This is a genomic window from Neoroseomonas terrae (assembly GCF_018129025.1).
In the GTDB taxonomy this organism is placed as follows: domain Bacteria; phylum Pseudomonadota; class Alphaproteobacteria; order Acetobacterales; family Acetobacteraceae; genus Neoroseomonas; species Neoroseomonas terrae.
In genome coordinates, this window is sequence record NZ_JAAEDI010000011.1 from 35,310 (window position 1) to 51,417 (window position 16,108).

At 69.2% G+C, this 16,108-nt stretch carries 11 protein-coding genes; 7 read left to right on the forward strand and 4 right to left on the reverse strand.

From position 1 onward, the window contains the following. Both GXW78_RS11385 and GXW78_RS11390 read right to left on the reverse strand, forming a co-directional pair. Positions 1-3,066, reverse strand: coding sequence for an efflux RND transporter permease subunit (locus tag GXW78_RS11385; protein WP_211868832.1), 3,066 nt, complete (start codon positions 3,064-3,066; stop codon positions 1-3). Beyond that, positions 3,063-4,163, reverse strand: coding sequence for an efflux RND transporter periplasmic adaptor subunit (locus GXW78_RS11390; protein ID WP_211868834.1), 1,101 nt, complete (start codon positions 4,161-4,163; stop codon positions 3,063-3,065). The genes GXW78_RS11385 and GXW78_RS11390 overlap by 4 nt, the downstream gene beginning before the upstream one ends. A 664-nt stretch (positions 4,164-4,827) precedes the next feature. On the opposite strand from GXW78_RS11390, the gene GXW78_RS11395 reads away from it, so the two are divergent. The 3 genes from GXW78_RS11395 (at position 4,828) to GXW78_RS11405 (ending at position 9,767) form a co-directional block, all read left to right on the forward strand. Then, positions 4,828-6,210 carry a M20/M25/M40 family metallo-hydrolase gene (locus GXW78_RS11395; RefSeq protein WP_211868836.1) on the forward strand — a complete coding sequence of 461 codons (1,383 nt, stop codon included), beginning with the start codon at positions 4,828-4,830 and terminating at the stop codon, positions 6,208-6,210. 10 nt (positions 6,211-6,220) lie between these two features. After that, positions 6,221-7,756, forward strand: a complete 1,536-nt coding sequence (locus GXW78_RS11400; protein WP_211868838.1) for an AbgT family transporter — start codon at positions 6,221-6,223, stop codon at positions 7,754-7,756. Positions 7,757-7,937: 181 nt separating this feature from the next. Beyond that, the gene (locus GXW78_RS11405) at positions 7,938-9,767 is read left to right on the forward strand and encodes an SLC13 family permease (protein WP_211868840.1); all 1,830 of its coding nucleotides are present in this window, start codon (positions 7,938-7,940) and stop codon (positions 9,765-9,767) included. Positions 9,768-10,107: 340 nt separating this feature from the next. Here the strand turns inward: GXW78_RS11405 and GXW78_RS11410 are convergent, their stop codons facing one another. Then, on the reverse strand, positions 10,108-11,505 hold the full coding sequence (locus GXW78_RS11410) for an ATP-binding protein (protein ID WP_338147731.1): 1,398 nt from the start codon (positions 11,503-11,505) through the stop codon (positions 10,108-10,110). Beyond that, a complete protein-coding gene (locus GXW78_RS11415; RefSeq protein WP_211868842.1) occupies positions 11,498-12,214 on the reverse strand; it encodes a response regulator in 717 nt (238 codons plus the stop codon). Before GXW78_RS11415 ends, GXW78_RS11410 begins: the two co-directional genes overlap by 8 nt. 197 nt (positions 12,215-12,411) lie before the next feature. On the opposite strand from GXW78_RS11415, the gene GXW78_RS11420 reads away from it, so the two are divergent. The 4 genes from GXW78_RS11420 (at position 12,412) to GXW78_RS11435 (ending at position 15,926) form a co-directional block, all read left to right on the forward strand. Continuing rightward, positions 12,412-13,083, forward strand: a complete 672-nt coding sequence (locus tag GXW78_RS11420) for a DNA-3-methyladenine glycosylase family protein (RefSeq protein WP_211868844.1) — start codon at positions 12,412-12,414, stop codon at positions 13,081-13,083. Positions 13,084-13,191: 108 nt separating this feature from the next. Then, a complete protein-coding gene (locus tag GXW78_RS11425) occupies positions 13,192-14,361 on the forward strand; it encodes a DUF3734 domain-containing protein (protein ID WP_211868846.1) in 1,170 nt (389 codons plus the stop codon). 29 nt (positions 14,362-14,390) lie between these two features. Further along, positions 14,391-15,128: an acetoacetate decarboxylase gene (locus GXW78_RS11430; RefSeq protein ID WP_211868847.1), complete on the forward strand. Its 738-nt coding sequence runs from the start codon at positions 14,391-14,393 to the stop codon at positions 15,126-15,128. Positions 15,129-15,146: 18 nt separating this feature from the next. Next, positions 15,147-15,926, forward strand: a complete 780-nt coding sequence (locus GXW78_RS11435) for a 3-hydroxybutyrate dehydrogenase (RefSeq protein WP_211868848.1) — start codon at positions 15,147-15,149, stop codon at positions 15,924-15,926. Positions 15,927-16,108: the final 182 nt, after the last annotated feature.

Genomic DNA, 16,108 nt, shown 5'->3' on the forward strand with positions numbered 1-16,108 from the left:
TCACGCCGCCGGTGCCGCCGCCTTCGCCGGCTTGCGGTCGAAGACGGTGACGTAGAGCGTCGGCAGGAAGACGAGCGTCAGCAGCGTCGCCACCATCAGCCCGCCCATGATCGCGAAGGCCATCGGCCCCCAGAACACGGTGGGTGCGATGGGGATCAACCCGAGTACCGTCGACACCGCCGTCAGCAGCATCGGCCGCAGGCGCGAAGATGCCGCGGCGACCACCGCATCCCGCACGCCGAGCCCGCTCTCGCGATCCGTCTCGATCTGGATGATCAGGATGATGGCGTTCTTCGCGATCATGCCCAGCAGCGCGAGGATGCCGAGGATCGCCACGAAGCCGAGCGGCCGCTGGAAGATCAGCAGCGACAGCACCACGCCGATGATGCCGAGCGGCAGCAGCGCCAGCACCAGCCCCAGCCGCCGGAACGACCCGAGCTGGAGCATCAGCAGCGTGCACATCAGTACCAGCATCATCGGCACCACGGCGATGACCGAGGCCTGGCTTTCGGCGCTTTCCTCCGCGATGCCGCCCAGATCGACGCGGTACGGCCGTTCCAGCGTAGCGTTCAGCGCATCGATGCGCGGTTGCAGCGCCGCGACGGCGGTGTCGGGCAGCACGCCGGGGTTGACGTCGGCCCGCACCGTCAGCGTCGGCACGCGGTTGCGCCGCCAGATCAGCGGGAACTCCTGCCCATGCTCGAAGGTCGCGAGCTGCGACAGCGGCACGGTGCGCCCGCCGGGCAGCGACACCTGCAACGACCGCAGCGTGTCGAGCGACAGGCGTTCCTCGGCCGTCGCACGCGCCACCACGTCGATCAGATAGATGTCGTCGCGCAGCTGGGTGATGGTGGTTCCCGTCACCGCCGCGTTGATCGCCGCGGCGACCTGCGCCGAGGACAGGCCGAGCCGCCGTGCCTCATCCTGGTCGATCTGCACGCGAAGCTGACGCGCAGGCTCCATCCAGTCGAAATGGACGTGGCGGGTGCCGGGCGTCTCCGCCATCAACTTCGCCACATCCTGGGCGATGGCGCGGACGCGCTCAATGTCGGGGCCGTTCACGCGGTACTGCACCGGCCAGCCGACCGGCGGACCGAGTTCCAGCGGATAGACGCGGGAGACGGCGGAGGGGAACTGTTCCGCCAGTAGCGTCTCCAGCCGCCGATGCAGGCGCTCGCGTGCCGGGAGATCCTTCGCAACCACCACCGCCTGCGTGAAGAAGGGCAAGGCGAGCTGCACGTTCAGCGGCAGGTAGAAGCGGATCGCGCCGCGGCCGATATAGGTGGACCAGCGTTCCACATCCGGGTCCTGCGCCAGGGCGGCGTCGAGGCGCGTGGCCAGCTGCTCGCTTGCGAAGATCGAGGCGTTCTGCGGCAGCGTCACCTCGACCAGCAGTTCCGTGCGGTCAGAGGAGGGGAAGAACTGCCGCGGCACGAACTGCATCGCGAAGACGGCGACGACGAACATCGCGACCGTGAAGCCGATGGTGATCCACTTCGCCCGCATCGCCATGGTCAGGAAGCGCGTGTAGCCGCGCAGGATTGGGCCCGGCTTCTCCGGTTCCGTCGAAGCGCCGGGCTTCGGCGCCTTCAGGATCGCCATGCCGAGCAGCGGCGCGAAGATAACCGCGACGAACCAGGACACGATCAGCGCGATGCCGACCACCGCGAAGATCGAAAAGGTGTATTCGCCCGCCCCACTCGCCGCGAAGCCGATCGGCACGAAGCCCGCGATCGTCACCAGCGTGCCGATCAGCATGGACGACGCGAGCGACGAATAGGCGAAGGTCGCGGCCTTCGGCTTGGAATCGCCCGCCGCCAGCCGCCGGATCATGGCGTCGATCGTCGTCATGGCGTCATCGACGAGCAGCGTCAGCGCGATGATCAGCGCCCCAAGCGAGATGCGCTGCAAATCGATGCCGAACACCGACATCAGCGGGAACACGATGGCGAGCGTCAGCGGGATGGACAGCGCCACCACCGAACCGGCGCGCACCCCGAGGGCGACGAAGGACGCCGCCATGATGATCAGGATCGCCTGCCACAGGCTGTCCGTGAAATCCGTGATCGCCTCATCCACCGTCACCGCCTGGTCGGCGACGAGCACGGGCTCGATGCCGATCGGCAGGTCGGCGCGGATGCGGTCCATCGCCGCGGTGATGTTGCGGCCGAGAGCGAGGATGTCGCCGGACTCGCGCATCGAGATGGCGAGCCCGATCGCGGGCTTGCCGTTCACGCGGAACATCGGCTGCGGCGGGTCGGCGGTGGCGCGGCGGACCTCCGCGATGTCGCCCAGGCGGAAGACGCGGTCGCCCACCACGAAATTGACGTTGCGGATGTCCTGCTCGGTCTCGAACGCACCGGAGACACGCACGGCCGGGCGCTCCGTGTCGTTCTCGACCATGCCGGCGGGGCGCACCAAATTCTGCGCCTGCAAGGCCTGGATCAGCGCGGCGCGGTTCAGCCCGAGGCCGGCGAGGCGTTCGGAGGAGAATTCGATGAAGATACGCTCATCCTGCGCGCCGAGGATTTCGATCTTCGAGACGTCCGGCACGAGCAGCAGGCGGGACCGCGCATCCTCGACATAGTCGCGCAACTCGCGCTGCGTGAAGCCATCCGCGGTGAAGCCGTAGATGATGCCGAAGGTGTCGCCGAAATCGTCGATGAAGAAGGGGCCGAGGACGCCCTGCGGCAGGGTGTGGCGGATGTCCGCGACACGGTTGCGTACCCGCAGCCACGTGTCGGCCACGGCCGCCGGCGGCGTAGCGCCGCTCAACTCGACGAAGATCGTGGCCTGGCCCGGTACGGTATAGGACCGGATGCGGTCGAAGTGGGGCGTCTCCTGCAGGGTGCGCTCAAGCCGCTCCGTGACCTGCTGCAGGGTTTCCTCGATCGTCGCCCCCGGCCAGATGGCGGAGACGACCATCGTGCGGACGGTGAAGGCCGGGTCCTCGTTCCGCCCCAGCTTCACGAAGGCGAAGGCGCCGGCGACCAGCGCGACGATCATGAAATAGATGACGAGCGAGCGCCGCCCGATCGCCCATTCCGACAGGTTCGGGCCGATCATCGCGCGGCGCCACCTAGCAGCCGCACCTTCTGCCCCGGCCTCAGCGCCTGCACGCCCGCCGTGACGACGATATCACCCGCGGAAAGCCCGGTGCCGACAACGACATGGCCGGGGTCGTGCCGCACGAGTTCCACGTTGCGGATCGACACCGTCTCATCGGCCGGGTTCACCACCCACACCGCCGGCTGGTTGTTCGCGCGCGTCAGGGCCGAGGCCGGGATGGCATAGCCCGCGCTCGACCCCAGCGTCATCCGCCCCGTCACCGTCGCGCCGAGGCGCATCGCCGCGGGCGGATCGGCGAGGCCGACGCGCACCTGGAAGGTGCCGGTCACGGCATCCGCGCGCGGCGAGACCTCCCGCACCCGGCCCGTTGTGCGCACGGCGGGGTCGGTCGCCAGCACCACCTCGATCACCGGATTGGCGGGGGCCTGGTCCTTCAGGGCGGGCGGCACGTCGAACACCGCGTCGCGGCCCTCGTCGCGCGCCACCTGCACGATCATGCGGCCGGGCTGCACCACCTCGCCGGGCTCGGCGCCGCGCTGCGTGACGCGGCCATCCACGTCGCTGACGAGTTCCGTGTAGCCCAGCCGCGTCTCGGCGATGCCGACCTGCGCTTCCGCGGCATCCACGGCGGATTGCGCGGATTGCCGCGTCTGGTTCGCCTGGTCGTAGCGCACGCGCGTGGTCCAGCCGTCGCGCAGCAGCTCGGATTGACGCCAATAGTTGTTGGCGGCCTCGGTGAGCTGCGCGCGGGCCGCGACCAGCTGGGCGCGGGCGGCGCGCAACCCGTTCTCCTCATTGTCGCGGTTCAGCCGCGCGACGACCTGGCCGGCGCGCACCGTGTCGCCGACATTGGCGAGGCGTTCCACCATGCGGCCATCGATGCGGAAGGCGAGGTTCACTTCGGTCTCCGCCTGCACCGTGCCGGTGAGCGAGACGACCTCGCCGCCCGCGCTGTGCTCCACCGTCACGACGCGGACAGGGCGGACCTCCGGCGGCGTCGGCGGCGGGCCGCCGTCGCAGCCGGCAACCATCAGCAGGGCGAGAAGCACAGCCAGCGGCCGGGGGGAAAGTGGACGGAGCGGCCGATGAGGCATGGCGGGATCCCGGGGGATGGGGGCGGACGGCAGATGATGGTGCGCCAGCGGCGGCACTTGTGGAACCGGACCGACACACGCGCGCCCGGGATGGGCCGGTGCCGCCTCGCGGCCGGTCTGCATCGTCACCAGGGGCATGGGGCCCACACCTCACCTTACGTCCCGCGAGCGGCGCCTGATCCTACGCATCCTGCCGCACTGCGTCATTGGTCATCTATCCCGCCCCTGCGCCAGCCGTCCCAGCACAGTGCGGGCGCCAGCGGCGCGACAAAGAGACGCACGGCACAGGCCGGCCATGGCAATCATCTTGTTGTCGCCGGATGGCCGCCCGTAACCTCACGGGAAGCATTGGCTGGGGGGAAGCAGAAGTCGATGACGCGATGGGCGCCGGCCCCCGCGCATGGTTGTGCCGCCGCGCCACCAGGGCGGACGATCCGGCTGGCTGGCCCAGCCGGTGCGAGGCTCACCCTACGCCGCGCCGAATACCTGCTCACGCGACACGGGCTGTCCGGCGGCGCGAAAGGGGACGGGCATGGCGTGGCCGGCCGCCTACGCCTTGCCGCCATTGCGCGCCTGATGCCGGCCGCGCGCGGCCCCATGCCATGCTGCGCCCCGGCGCACCCGCGATCGCCCGACCACCGCCCTCTCACCCTCGGGACTTCTCATGGATAAGCTCAACGCCGTTCTCGCCTGCATCGATGCGAATGCCGATGCGGCGCTCGATCGCCTCTTCGCGCTGCTCCGCATCAGGTCGATCTCGACCGACCCGGCCTATGCGGCCGAGTGCAAGGCCTGCGCGGACTGGCATGCGGCGGATCTCGCCTCGATGGGCTTCGCGGCCGAAGCGCATGCGACACCCGGCCATCCCATCGTCGTCGCCCATGACCGCGGCGCAAGCGGCCCCAGCGCCCTGTTCTACGGCCACTACGACGTGCAGCCGGTCGATCCGCTGGAATTGTGGGACCATGACCCCTTTGAACCGAGGATCGAGACGCGCCCCGACGGATCGAAAGTGATCCGCGCCCGCGGCGCGTCCGATGACAAGGGCCAGGTCATGACCTTCATCGAGGCCTGCCGCGCGTGGAAGGAAGTGGCCGGCGCGCTGCCCCTCCCGGTGACGGTCCTGCTGGAGGGGGAGGAGGAGTCCGGCGGCGTGAACCTGCCGCCCTTCCTGCAGAAGCACGCCGCCGAGCTGAAGGCCGATATCGGCCTGATCTGCGACACCGGCATGTGGGACGCCGAAACGCCCGGCATCGTGACCATGCTGCGCGGGTTGTGCGGGGAGGAGATCACCATCACCGCCGCCGACCGCGACCTGCATTCGGGCTTCTACGGCTCGGCCGCGGCGAACCCGAACCACGTGCTGGCGCGCATCATCGCCGATCTGCGCGACACGGATGGCCGCATCACCCTGCCCGGCTTCTACGACGGCGTGCCCGAACTGCCAGAGGCGCTGAAGAAGCAGTGGGACAGCCTGGCGTTCGATGCCGGCGCCTTCCTCGGTGCCATCGGGCTGTCCGTTCCAGCGGGGGAAAAGGGGCGGTCCGTGCTGGAGATGACCTGGTCGCGCCCAACCTGCGAGGTGAACGGCATGGGCGGCGGATACCAGGGCGCGGGGTTCAAGACCGTGATCCCATCCGTCGCCTCGGCCAAGATCTCCTTCCGGCTGGTCTTCGACCAGGACCCGCACAAGGTGCGCGCAGCCTTCCGAGACTTCGTCCGCGCCCGCGTGCCGGCCGACTGCAAGGTGACGTTCACCGACTACGGCTCGGGCAGCGCCATCCGCTTCCCGATCGAGGCGCCGGCCTTCGGCAAGGCGCGCGACGCGCTGACCGCCGAATGGGGCAAGCCGGCGGTCTTCATCGGCGGCGGAGGCTCGATCCCGGTCACGACCGAACTCAAGAACGCACTGGGCATGGACGTGATCCTCGCCGGCTTTGCGCTGGAGGACGACCGGATCCACAGCCCGAACGAGAAGTACGACCTGCAGTCCTTCCGCAAGGGCATGCGGTCCTGGGCACGCATCCTGCACGCGCTGGCGAAGTGAGGCCCTGGGCATGACCGCGACCGCCGAAGCGCCGAAGACCATGATGCAGAAGCTGCTCGACGCCGTGGAGCGCATCGGCAACCGCGTACCGCATCCGGTGATGATCTTCGTCTACCTGATCGGCATCGTCATCGTGCTGTCGGCGTTGCTGGGGACGCTCGGCGCGCATGTGACGTATCAGGCCTACAACCCGGCGACCGGCGACATCGAGCCCGCCAGCACCACGGCGCGCAGCCTGCTGACGGCCGACGGCATCCGCTTCATGTTCACCGGCTTCGTGCAGAACTTCATGAATTTCAACGCGGTCGGTGTGATCATCGTCGCGATGGTCGGCGTCGGCGTCGCCGAGGAGGCCGGCCTGGTCAAGGCGCTGATCCGCAAGCTGGTGGTTGTCGCGCCGCCCAAGGGGCTGACCTACATCCTGGTCTTCGTCGGCATCATCTCCTCGATCGCGGCGGATGCGGGGTACCTGGTGCTGATCCCGCTGGCGGCGGCGGCCTTCATCAGCGTGGGCCGGCATCCGCTGGCCGGCCTGGCGGCCGCCTTCGCGGCGGTGGCGTCGGCGTTCCTGGTCAATGTGCTGATCGTGCCGGTGGACGGCATCCTGACCGAGATCACCAACGACGCCATCCGGCTGGTGAACCCGACCCGCACCATCGACCTTGCCGCCAATCTCTGGTTCTCGATCGGCTCGGTGGTGCTGCTGACGGTCCTGATCGCGGTCATCACCGAACGCGTCATCGAACCACGCCTCGGCGCCTACACGGGCGACTATCAGGTGCCGGGCGAGACCGGGCTTTCCGAGGACGAGTATCGCGGCCTGCGCTACGCGCTCTATGGCCTGCTCGGCGTCCTCGCCTTCCTCGCGCTGCTGACGGTACCGCCCGGCGCGCCGCTGCGGCATCCGGAAACCGGTGCGATCATCGGCTCCTCCCCGTTCATGAACAGCCTGATCGTGTCGATCGCACTGATCTTCCTGGTCTGCGGCGCGGCCTATGGCATCGGTGCCAGGACGATGAAGGGCACCAACGACGTCATCGGCGCCATGCAGAAGGCGATCGCGGGCCTCGCCGGGCTGATCCTGCTGCTGCTGGTGATCAGCCAGTTCATCGCCTACTTCAACTACACGAACATGGCGACGCTCGCCGCCGTCTCCCTTGCCCGCATGCTGCAGCAGATGAACCTGGATGCGCTGTGGCTGCTCGTCGGCTTCGTGGGGGTGGTGTTCATCCTCGACCTGATCATCACGGCCGCGATCGCCAAATGGGCGATCTTCGCGCCGATCTTCGTCCCCCTGCTGATGCAGCTTGGCGTCGAGCCGGAGGCGGTGCTGGCGGCCTATCGCGTCGGCGACAGCCCGATGAACTCGATCACCCCGCTCAATGCCTATTTCGCGATGATCGTCACCTTCGCCATCAAGTACCAGAAGGATGCCGGTGTCGGGACGGTAATCGCACTGATGCTGCCCTATGTGCTGGTGATCTCGGTGATCTGGACGGTGTTCCTAGCCGGCTGGCACCTACTCGGCCTGCCCTGGGGGCTCTGATGGAGCGACGCGGCGCGGCCGTCGTGCACAGGGGGCGGGCGCCTGCACGTCCGCGGCCTGGAATGCGGCAGCCTTGGCGTCTCCACCCTTTCGGCGTCGGCGAGTATTCGGCCGGCGTCGGCTGGTGGATTTCCCCGGCCGCTTCTCGCCGCGCGCGGCTGACCCCAATGGTGTCCCGGCCATGACCACGCAGCTTGTTCTCGTCCTCGCGTTGCTGGGCGCGGCGATCGCGATGTTCATCGCGAACCGGCCGCGCATGGATGCCGTCGGGCTGCTGATGATCGTGCTGCTGCCCTTCACCGGGACGCTGACGATCAACGAGGCGCTGGCCGGCTTCGCCGACCCGTCCATCATCCTGCTCGCCGCGCTGTTCGTAGTGGGCGAGGGCCTCGTGCGCACCGGCACGGCGCAACGCATCGGAGACCTGCTGAATGCCCGCGCCGGCAAGAGCCCGACGCGCATGCTGGCGCTGCTGATGGTTGCCGGCGCGGGGCTCGGCGCCTTCATGAGCTCGACAGCCGTGGTCGCGATCTTCATTCCTGTCGTGCTGCGCATCTGCCGCAACAGCGGCGCGGCGCCGAGCCAGCTGATGATGCCGCTGTCCGTCGCGGCGCTGATCAGCGGGATGATGACGCTGGTCGCCACGGCGCCGAACCTCGTGGTCAGCGCGGAACTCGTCCGCCAGGGGCAGGAGGGTTTCAGTTTCTTCGCCTTCACCCCCTTCGGCCTGCCGGTGCTGGCCCTCGCCATCCTCTACATGCTGTTCGCCCGCCGCCTGCTCCCGGATCGCCGCCCCCCGGGGACGGACAGCCGTCGCGCGCCGAGCCTGCGCGATTGGATCGCCGCCTATGGCCTCGCCGACCGCGCCTATCGCGTCCGCATCTCCCCGAACTCCGTGCTGGTGGGCAAGCGGCTCGACCAGCTCGACCTGCGCAAGGAAGGCGTGAACATCCTCGCCATCGAGCGGCAGCGGCGCTTCGCCGTCGATGTCGTCCGGCCCAATGCAACGAGCGTTCTCGCCGCCGGCGATGTCGTGCTGCTGGATGTACGCGTCGCGCCGGACCGCATGGCCGAGTTGCGGGACGAGTACGGCGTGGCGCCGCTGCCCCTGATCGACGGCGACTACTTCCTCGATCGCTCGCAGGAGATCGGGATGGTCGAGGTGATCGTGCCGCCCGATTCCCCCCTGATCGGCCGTACGGTGCTCGAAGCCCGCATCCGCGCCGAGCACCGCCTGACCGTGATCGGCCTTCGCCATCGGCAGGAAGTGGCCGGTGCCGACCTGCTGGAGGAAAAGCTCACGGCCGGTGACAGGCTGCTGATCACCGGCTTCTGGTCCGACATCCGCAAGCTGCAATCGGACCGGCATACCCTGCTGGTGCTGAACTTGCCGGCGGAGCATGAGGAAGTGCTGCCCGCCGCCGGACGCATGCCGCAGGCCATCGCCATCCTCGCGCTGACCGTCGGGCTGATGATCAGCGGCTGGGTTTCGAACGCGCATGCCGCGCTGATCGGCTGCCTGCTGATGGGGCTGTTCCGCTGCATCGACCTCGACAGCGCCTATCGGTCCATCTCCTGGAAGACGCTCGTGCTGATCGTCGGCATGCTGCCCTTCTCGCTCGCCCTGCAACGCACCGGCGGCGTGGACCTTGCGGCGGATGCGGTGCTCTCGGTGGCGGGCGCCGCCTCCCCCCGCGTGCTGCTCGCGGTCATCTTCGCCATCACGGCATTGCTCGGGCTGTTCATCTCCAACACTGCCACGGCCGTGCTAATGGCGCCGGTCGCGCTGGCCGTCGCCAAGGATGTCGGCGCCTCACCCTACCCTTTCGCGATGATCGTCGCGCTCGCAGCCTCGGCGGCGTTCATGACGCCGGTATCCTCGCCGGTGAACACGCTCGTGGTCGGGCCGGGGAACTACAGCTTCGGAGACTTCCTGAAGGTTGGCGTGCCGTTCACCATCGTGACGATGGTGGTCTGCGTGCTGCTGGTGCCAGTAGTGCTTCCGCCCTGATGCGGTGACGCGGCGCGGCGGGTGAACCTAGAGAAAGTCCCAGGCGCGCGAAAGCAAGATCGGAGAGGGGCTCTGCCCCTCTCCGAACCTCCCCCCGCCAGGCCATGGATGGCCTGGACCGCCATCATCTGGCGCCGGGCGCGAAGCCCATTCTCCTGATGGCAGAGCGCTTCCGTGCGCATAGCCATTTGACCACCACCGTCCGACCCTACGCGCGCAGTGCCAGGTCGAGGTTTGCAAAGGCCTTTCGGCCTTTGCCGGGGTAGGGTTCGGGAAGGGGCAGAGCCCCTTCCTGATCCAACAGCGCCCACCAATCTTCGTGCAAGGGCGCAGCGCCCTTCTAACCTGGCAGGCTCGCCACCGCCGTCAGCCCGCCGCCCGCCCGGTTCCGCAGCACGACATCACCGCCATGCGCGCGCAGGATGTTGCGGGCGATGGTCAGTCCCAACCCGGTCCCGCCGGTCTCCCGGTTGCGGCTCTGCTCCAGCCGCCGGAACGGGGCGAACACAGCCTCCAGCTCGCCCTCGGGAATGCCTGGTCCATCGTCATCCACCGTCAGCCGGACCAGCCCGCTCTCGTCCCGCGTCAGGCGCAGCCGCGCGGCGCCGCCATAGGCGAGCGCATTGTTGACGAGGTTCGCGAGCGCCCGCTTGAGCGCCACCGGGCGCGCCCGCACCGTCAGCCGCTCGGGCCCGTCATAGCTGATCGTCTCGGCGCATTCGGGCCGTGCATCCGCCGCCTCATCCGCCACGGTGCGGCACATCGCGGCAAGGTCGAGCGGCGCCGCGGGCTCTGCCGCCGCGTCGTCGCGCGCGAAGGCCAGCGTCGCGGCGATCATCTGCTCCATTTCGTCGAGGTCGGAGAGCATCTTCCGGCGCTGCTCGTCGTCGTCCATGAACTCGGCCCGCAGCCGCAGCCGGGTGATGGGCGTGCGCAGGTCATGGCCGATCGCCGCCAGCATCTGGGTGCGATCGGCGACGAAGCGGCGGATGCGCTCAGCCATCTGGTTGAAGGCGCGCGCGGCGGTCGCGACCTCTGACGGACCGCTCTCCTCCATCGGCGGGGCGTTCACGTCGCGGCCGAGCCGGTCGGCGGCGGCGGCCAGCAGCCGCACCGGCCGCATCAGGCGTGCTACGGCGCCGACGATCAGGAGCACCGCGGCCACGGTCATGAGCACGAAGGCCGCCAGGAAAGTCGCGGAATGCCACGGCCGGGGCGGCGGCATGGCCACGCGGATGTTCAGCCAGTCCCCGTCGGGCAACCGCAGGGAAGCGTTGAAGCCGCCGCCGGGGCGGTCGGACGGGCCGATCCGCACCTCCCGCGGCCGCTGACGCGGCGGCCCGCCGCCGAGCAGGTCGAGCCGGAAAAGCCGTACCACCTCGGGCGGCGGCGGCGGCGCCCCCTGCCGCACGATGGGGATGCGGTCGATCTCGACCCTCAGCCCATCCGGCAGGTCGAGGTCGCCGAGCATCTGCTCACGCCGATCAAGCGGCGCGAGGACGGCCGTGCGCCAAGCGCTGATGGTGCGCCCCGTGATCTCCCGGACATGGCTGAAGCGCTGGAGATCCACGCGGTCCAGCGCATGGATTGTCAGCCCCGCCGCCTGCACCAACACAAGCGCCAGGATCAGCCAGAACGCGGTACGCCCCCCCAGGCTCGTCGGCCAGCCGACGCGCCAGCGCCGGGCGCGCGGCTGGGGCGGGCGCGCGTCGGTGGCCGGCGGCGCGCCCTCAGCCACGCTCGACCGTCGCGGCCAGAACGTAGCCGCCGCCGCGGACCGTCTTGATCAGGCTCGGGTTGCGGCCGTCATCCTCGAGCTTGCGCCGCAGGCGGGAGACGGCGACGTCGATCGCCCGGTCGAAGGGTCCCGCCTGGCGGCCGCGCAGCAGGTCCATCAGCATGTCGCGCGTCAATACGCGGTTGGGGCGTTCCACGAGCACCAGCAGCAGCTCGTACTCGCCCCCCGTGAGCGGGACCTCGGCGCCATCCGGGTTGAGCAGGCGGCGGCGGCCCGGTTCCAGCGTCCAGCCGGCGAACTCGATGACCTTGGCGGGCGGCTCCTTCGCGGGACCTTCGCCATTCGCGCGGCGCAGCACGGCGCGGATGCGGGCCAGCAACTCGCGCGGATTGAAGGGCTTCGCGACGTAGTCGTCGGCGCCCAGTTCGAGGCCGACGATGCGGTCCGTCTCCTCACCCATGGCGGTGAGGATGACCACCGGCACGTCGGACTGGCTACGCAGCCAGCGGGCGAAATCGAGCCCCGGCTCCCCGGGCATCATCAGGTCGAGCACGACGAGGTGGTAGCGGCCGAGCGGCCAGACCCGCCGCGCCTCCCGCGCATCGCGCGCGGCGGTGACGCGCATTCCCTGCTTTTCCAGGAAGCGGGAGAGGAGGTCGCGGATCTCGCGGTCGTCATCGACCACCAGGATGTGAGGGACGGGTTCCATAGGCTGTTACAATAGCGCGTTCCGGCAGGCATTCAGCGGGGGTTCGCGTTTCGATCCGTAACGGCCGCCGGGCGTGTTGCCCTGCGTTGCAATTATCCGGCGTTGCGGGCTTCGTGCGGGCCATGAGCGACCCATCTCATCCGGTCAGGAGCATCGCGCCCTGCCTCCCCCCCGGGCGCGGCTCCGCGGCGGCGGGGGTGATCCCCCCTCTGACTGCGGCCCCCGCCGCCTTCCCCGCATCGCCCGACTGGGCGCGGGATGGGATTGCCGAACTCGCGAGGCTCGACCCCGATTTCGCCGGCATCGAGGCAGCGGCCGGCCCCTTGCCGTGGCGCAGCCGGGACCCCGGCTTTCCGGGCCTGCTGCGCACCATCTGCGGCCAGATGATCAGCAATCAGGCGGCGGCTGCCATCTGGGGGCGGGTTTCAGCCCTGCCCGGCGCGCTCGACCCCGCCGGGCTGCTGGCGCTGGACGAGGTCGCGTTGCGCGGCGCAGGACTGTCCCGACCGAAGGTGGCGCATGTGCGGGCGCTGGCGACGGCGATCGCGGAAGGACGACTGGACCTTGTCGCGCTGCGCGCCGCCACGGATATCGAAGCGGTCGCCGCGATTTCCGCCGTCCCGGGCATCGGCCCCTGGACGGCGCAGGTGCACCTGCTGTTCGGCTTCGACCGCCGAGATGTCTTCCCGGTCGGCGATGTGGCGCTGGCGGCGGGCCTCGCCCACCTGAAGGGCCTTCCGGAACGGCCGAGCCAGAAGGCGCTGGTGGCGATGGCGGCGGCCTGGTCGCCCTGGCGGTCCCTGGCCGCGCGGCTGCTGTGGCACCATTGGCGCCATGCGACGGGCCGCCCCGCGGGGGAGGCGGCCTGAGCTAACCCCGCTTCTCATCGGATCGCGGCCACGCACGATCCGGGAGCACCCGAGGGCTCAAAACCCGTCATCCCGTCGCAAGAATGTTGGGCTATGGTGCCCCGCATCATGCTCCGACGCACCCACCGCGGCATCGGCCGCCTCCCCTATGAGAACATCGCCCTCGTGCTGCAGGGGGGCGGTGCGCTCGGTGCCTACCAGGCCGGCGTCTACCAGGCGCTGTGCGAGGCCGAGATCGAGCCCAACTGGGTGGCCGGCATCTCGATCGGCGCCATCAACGCCGCGATCATCGCCGGCAATGCGCCAGATGAGCGCATTCCCGCCCTGCGCGGCTTCTGGGAAGGCATCACCGCGCCCCAGGGCGGGCTGATCGGCGGGGCCTTCGACAGCTACGAGCCGCCGGCGCACGGCACCGACTGGCGGCGCTGGGTGAACGGCACCCATGCGGCGGCCGCGCTGTTCGGCGGCGCGCCGGGCTTCTTCGCCCCGCGGCTGCCGCCGCCCTATCTACATCCGCCGGGCTGCCGGGAGGCGACGAGCTACTACGACACCTCGGCGCTGCGGGCGACGCTACTGTCCTTCGTCGACTTCGATCGCATCAACCACGAGACCTCGCCGCGGCTGAGCCTCGGCGCCGTCAATGTCCGCAGCGGCAACTTCGTCTATTTCGACAGCCGCACCGACACGATCATCCCCGAGCACGTCATGGCCTCGGGTGCGCTGCCGCCGGGCTTCCCGGGGGTGGAGATCGAGGGCGAGCTGTACTGGGATGGCGGCATCGTCTCGAACACGCCGCTGCAATGGGTGGTGCAGGACCGGCCGATGCGCGACACCATCGCCTTCCAGGTCGATCTTTGGAGCGCGCAGGGCCAGTTGCCGCGGGATCTCCCGGAAGTCGCGATGCGGCAGAAGGAGATTCAGTATTCCAGCCGCACCCGCGCGAACACCGACACCTTCATGCAGATCCAGCGGCTGCGCGTCGCGCTGCGCAACGTGCTGAAGCAGGTGCCGCCGGAGATCCTCGCCACCCCGGACGGGCAGGTGCTGGCGCGCGCCGCGAACGACACGGTGTTCCGCATCGTCCACCTGATCTACCGTTCCCGCCAGTTCGAGAGCGATTCCAAGGATTACGAATTCTCCCGCCGCTCCATGCGCGAGCATTGGGAATCCGGCCTTCTGGATGCGGTCCGCACCCTGCGCGACCCCGCGGCGCTGGAGCGGCCTTCGGCCGATACCTGCCTCGCGACCTACGACCTTGCCCGTGGCGACGAGCGCTGACCGCGCGCACAACCCTCCAAGAGGACGCAATGACCGAAGACGAGATCCGCCAGAACGCCTTCGCCATGCCGTTCACGAGCCCGGCCTATCCGGTCGGGCCGTATCGCTTCGTGAACCGCGAATTCATGATCATCACCTACCGCACCGACCCGGAGAAGCTGCGCGCCATCGTGCCCGCGCCGCTCGAGGTGACGGAGCCGGTGGTGAAGTACGAGTTCATCCGCATGCCGGATTCGACCGGCTTCGGTGACTACACCGAGACCGGCCAGGTCATCCCCGTCTCACTGAACGGGAAGAAGGGCGGCTACACCCACTGCATGTTCCTCAACGACCACCCGCCGATCGCTGGCGGGCGGGAGCTGTGGGGCTTTCCGAAGAAGCTCGCCAACCCGACGCTGAAGGCCGAGATCGACACGCTGGTCGGCACGCTGGATTACGGCCCGGTGCGCGTCGCCACGGGCACCATGGGCTACAAGCATCGCGAGGCAGACCATGATGCGGTGCTCGCCTCGCTCGCCACGCCGAACTGGCTGCTGAAGATCATCCCGCATGTCGACGGCACGGCCCGCGTCTGCGAACTGGTGGAATACTACCTGCAGGACGTGACGCTGAAGGGTGCGTGGACCGGGCCGGCGGCGCTGTCGCTGCTGCCGCACGCGCTCGCCCCCGTCGCGGAGCTGCCGGTGCTCGAAGTGCTCTCGGCGACCCATCTCGTCGCCGATCTCACCCTCGGCCTGGGCAAGGTCGTGCACGACTATCTCGCCTGAACATACGGAGAGCGGATCATGCGTCTCAAGGACAAGGTCGCCATCGTCACCGGCTCGGCCAGCGGCATCGGCAAGGAGATCGCGAAGACCTTCGTGCGTGAAGGCGCGAAGGTGGTGATCGCCGACCTCAACCTCGACGCCGCGAAGGCGACGGCGGATGAGCTCGGTGGCGACAAGGTCGCGCTCGCCGTCGCGATGGACGTGACGAAGGAAGAAGCCGTCGATGCGGGCGTCGCGCAGACGGTGAAGACCTTCGGCGGCGTCGACATCCTCGTCAGCAACGCCGGCATCCAGATCGTCGCACCCGTCGACCAGTTCGACTTCGCCAAGTGGAAGCTGATGATGGCGATCCACCTGGACGGCGCCTTCCTGACCACCCGCGCCTGCCTGCGCGAGATGTACAAGCAGGGCCGCGGCGGCTCGATCATCTACACCGGCTCGGTGCATTCGAAGGAAGCGTCGAAGCTGAAGGCGCCTTACGTCACGGCGAAGCACGGCCTGCTCGGCCTCTGCAAGGTCGTCGCCAAGGAAGGCGCCGCCCACAACGTCTTCGCGAACGTGGTCTGCCCCGGCTTCGTCCGCACGCCGCTGGTGGACAAGCAGATCCCGGAGCAGGCGAAGGAACTTGGCATCTCCGAGGACGAGGTGATCAAGAAGGTCATGCTCGGCGAGACGGTGGACGGCGAGTTCACCACCGTCGAGGACGTGGCCGAGGCGACGCTGTTCTTCGCCTCCTTCGGGTCGAAGGCGCTGACGGGCCAGTCGCTGGTGGTCAGCCATGGGTGGTTCATGGAGTAGGGCGGTGTCTCGGAGAGGGGCCCTGCCCCTCTCCGAACCTCACCCCGCCAGGCCATGGATGGCCTGGACCGCCGTCATTTGGCGCCGGGCGCAAAGGTCATTCCCCTGACGTCAAATTCGTTCGGTGCGCGGCGCCGCATGACGACGATGCTCCGACCCTGTGCGCGCCGTGCCAGGTTGAG

What these genes read in the sequence shown, in the direction of transcription:
- GXW78_RS11385 (WP_211868832.1), bottom strand. Translation starts at nt 3,066, where the DNA reads ATGATCGGCCCGAACCTGTCGGAATGGGCGATCGGGCGGCGCTCGCTC.
- GXW78_RS11390 (WP_211868834.1), bottom strand. Translation starts at nt 4,163, where the DNA reads ATGCCTCATCGGCCGCTCCGTCCACTTTCCCCCCGGCCGCTGGCTGTG.
- GXW78_RS11395 (WP_211868836.1), top strand. Translation starts at nt 4,828, where the DNA reads ATGGATAAGCTCAACGCCGTTCTCGCCTGCATCGATGCGAATGCCGAT.
- GXW78_RS11400 (WP_211868838.1), top strand. Translation starts at nt 6,221, where the DNA reads ATGACCGCGACCGCCGAAGCGCCGAAGACCATGATGCAGAAGCTGCTC.
- GXW78_RS11405 (WP_211868840.1), top strand. Translation starts at nt 7,938, where the DNA reads ATGACCACGCAGCTTGTTCTCGTCCTCGCGTTGCTGGGCGCGGCGATC.
- GXW78_RS11415 (WP_211868842.1), bottom strand. Translation starts at nt 12,214, where the DNA reads ATGGAACCCGTCCCTCACATCCTGGTGGTCGATGACGACCGCGAGATC.
- GXW78_RS11425 (WP_211868846.1), top strand. Translation starts at nt 13,192, where the DNA reads ATGCTCCGACGCACCCACCGCGGCATCGGCCGCCTCCCCTATGAGAAC.
- GXW78_RS11430 (WP_211868847.1), top strand. Translation starts at nt 14,391, where the DNA reads ATGACCGAAGACGAGATCCGCCAGAACGCCTTCGCCATGCCGTTCACG.
- GXW78_RS11435 (WP_211868848.1), top strand. Translation starts at nt 15,147, where the DNA reads ATGCGTCTCAAGGACAAGGTCGCCATCGTCACCGGCTCGGCCAGCGGC.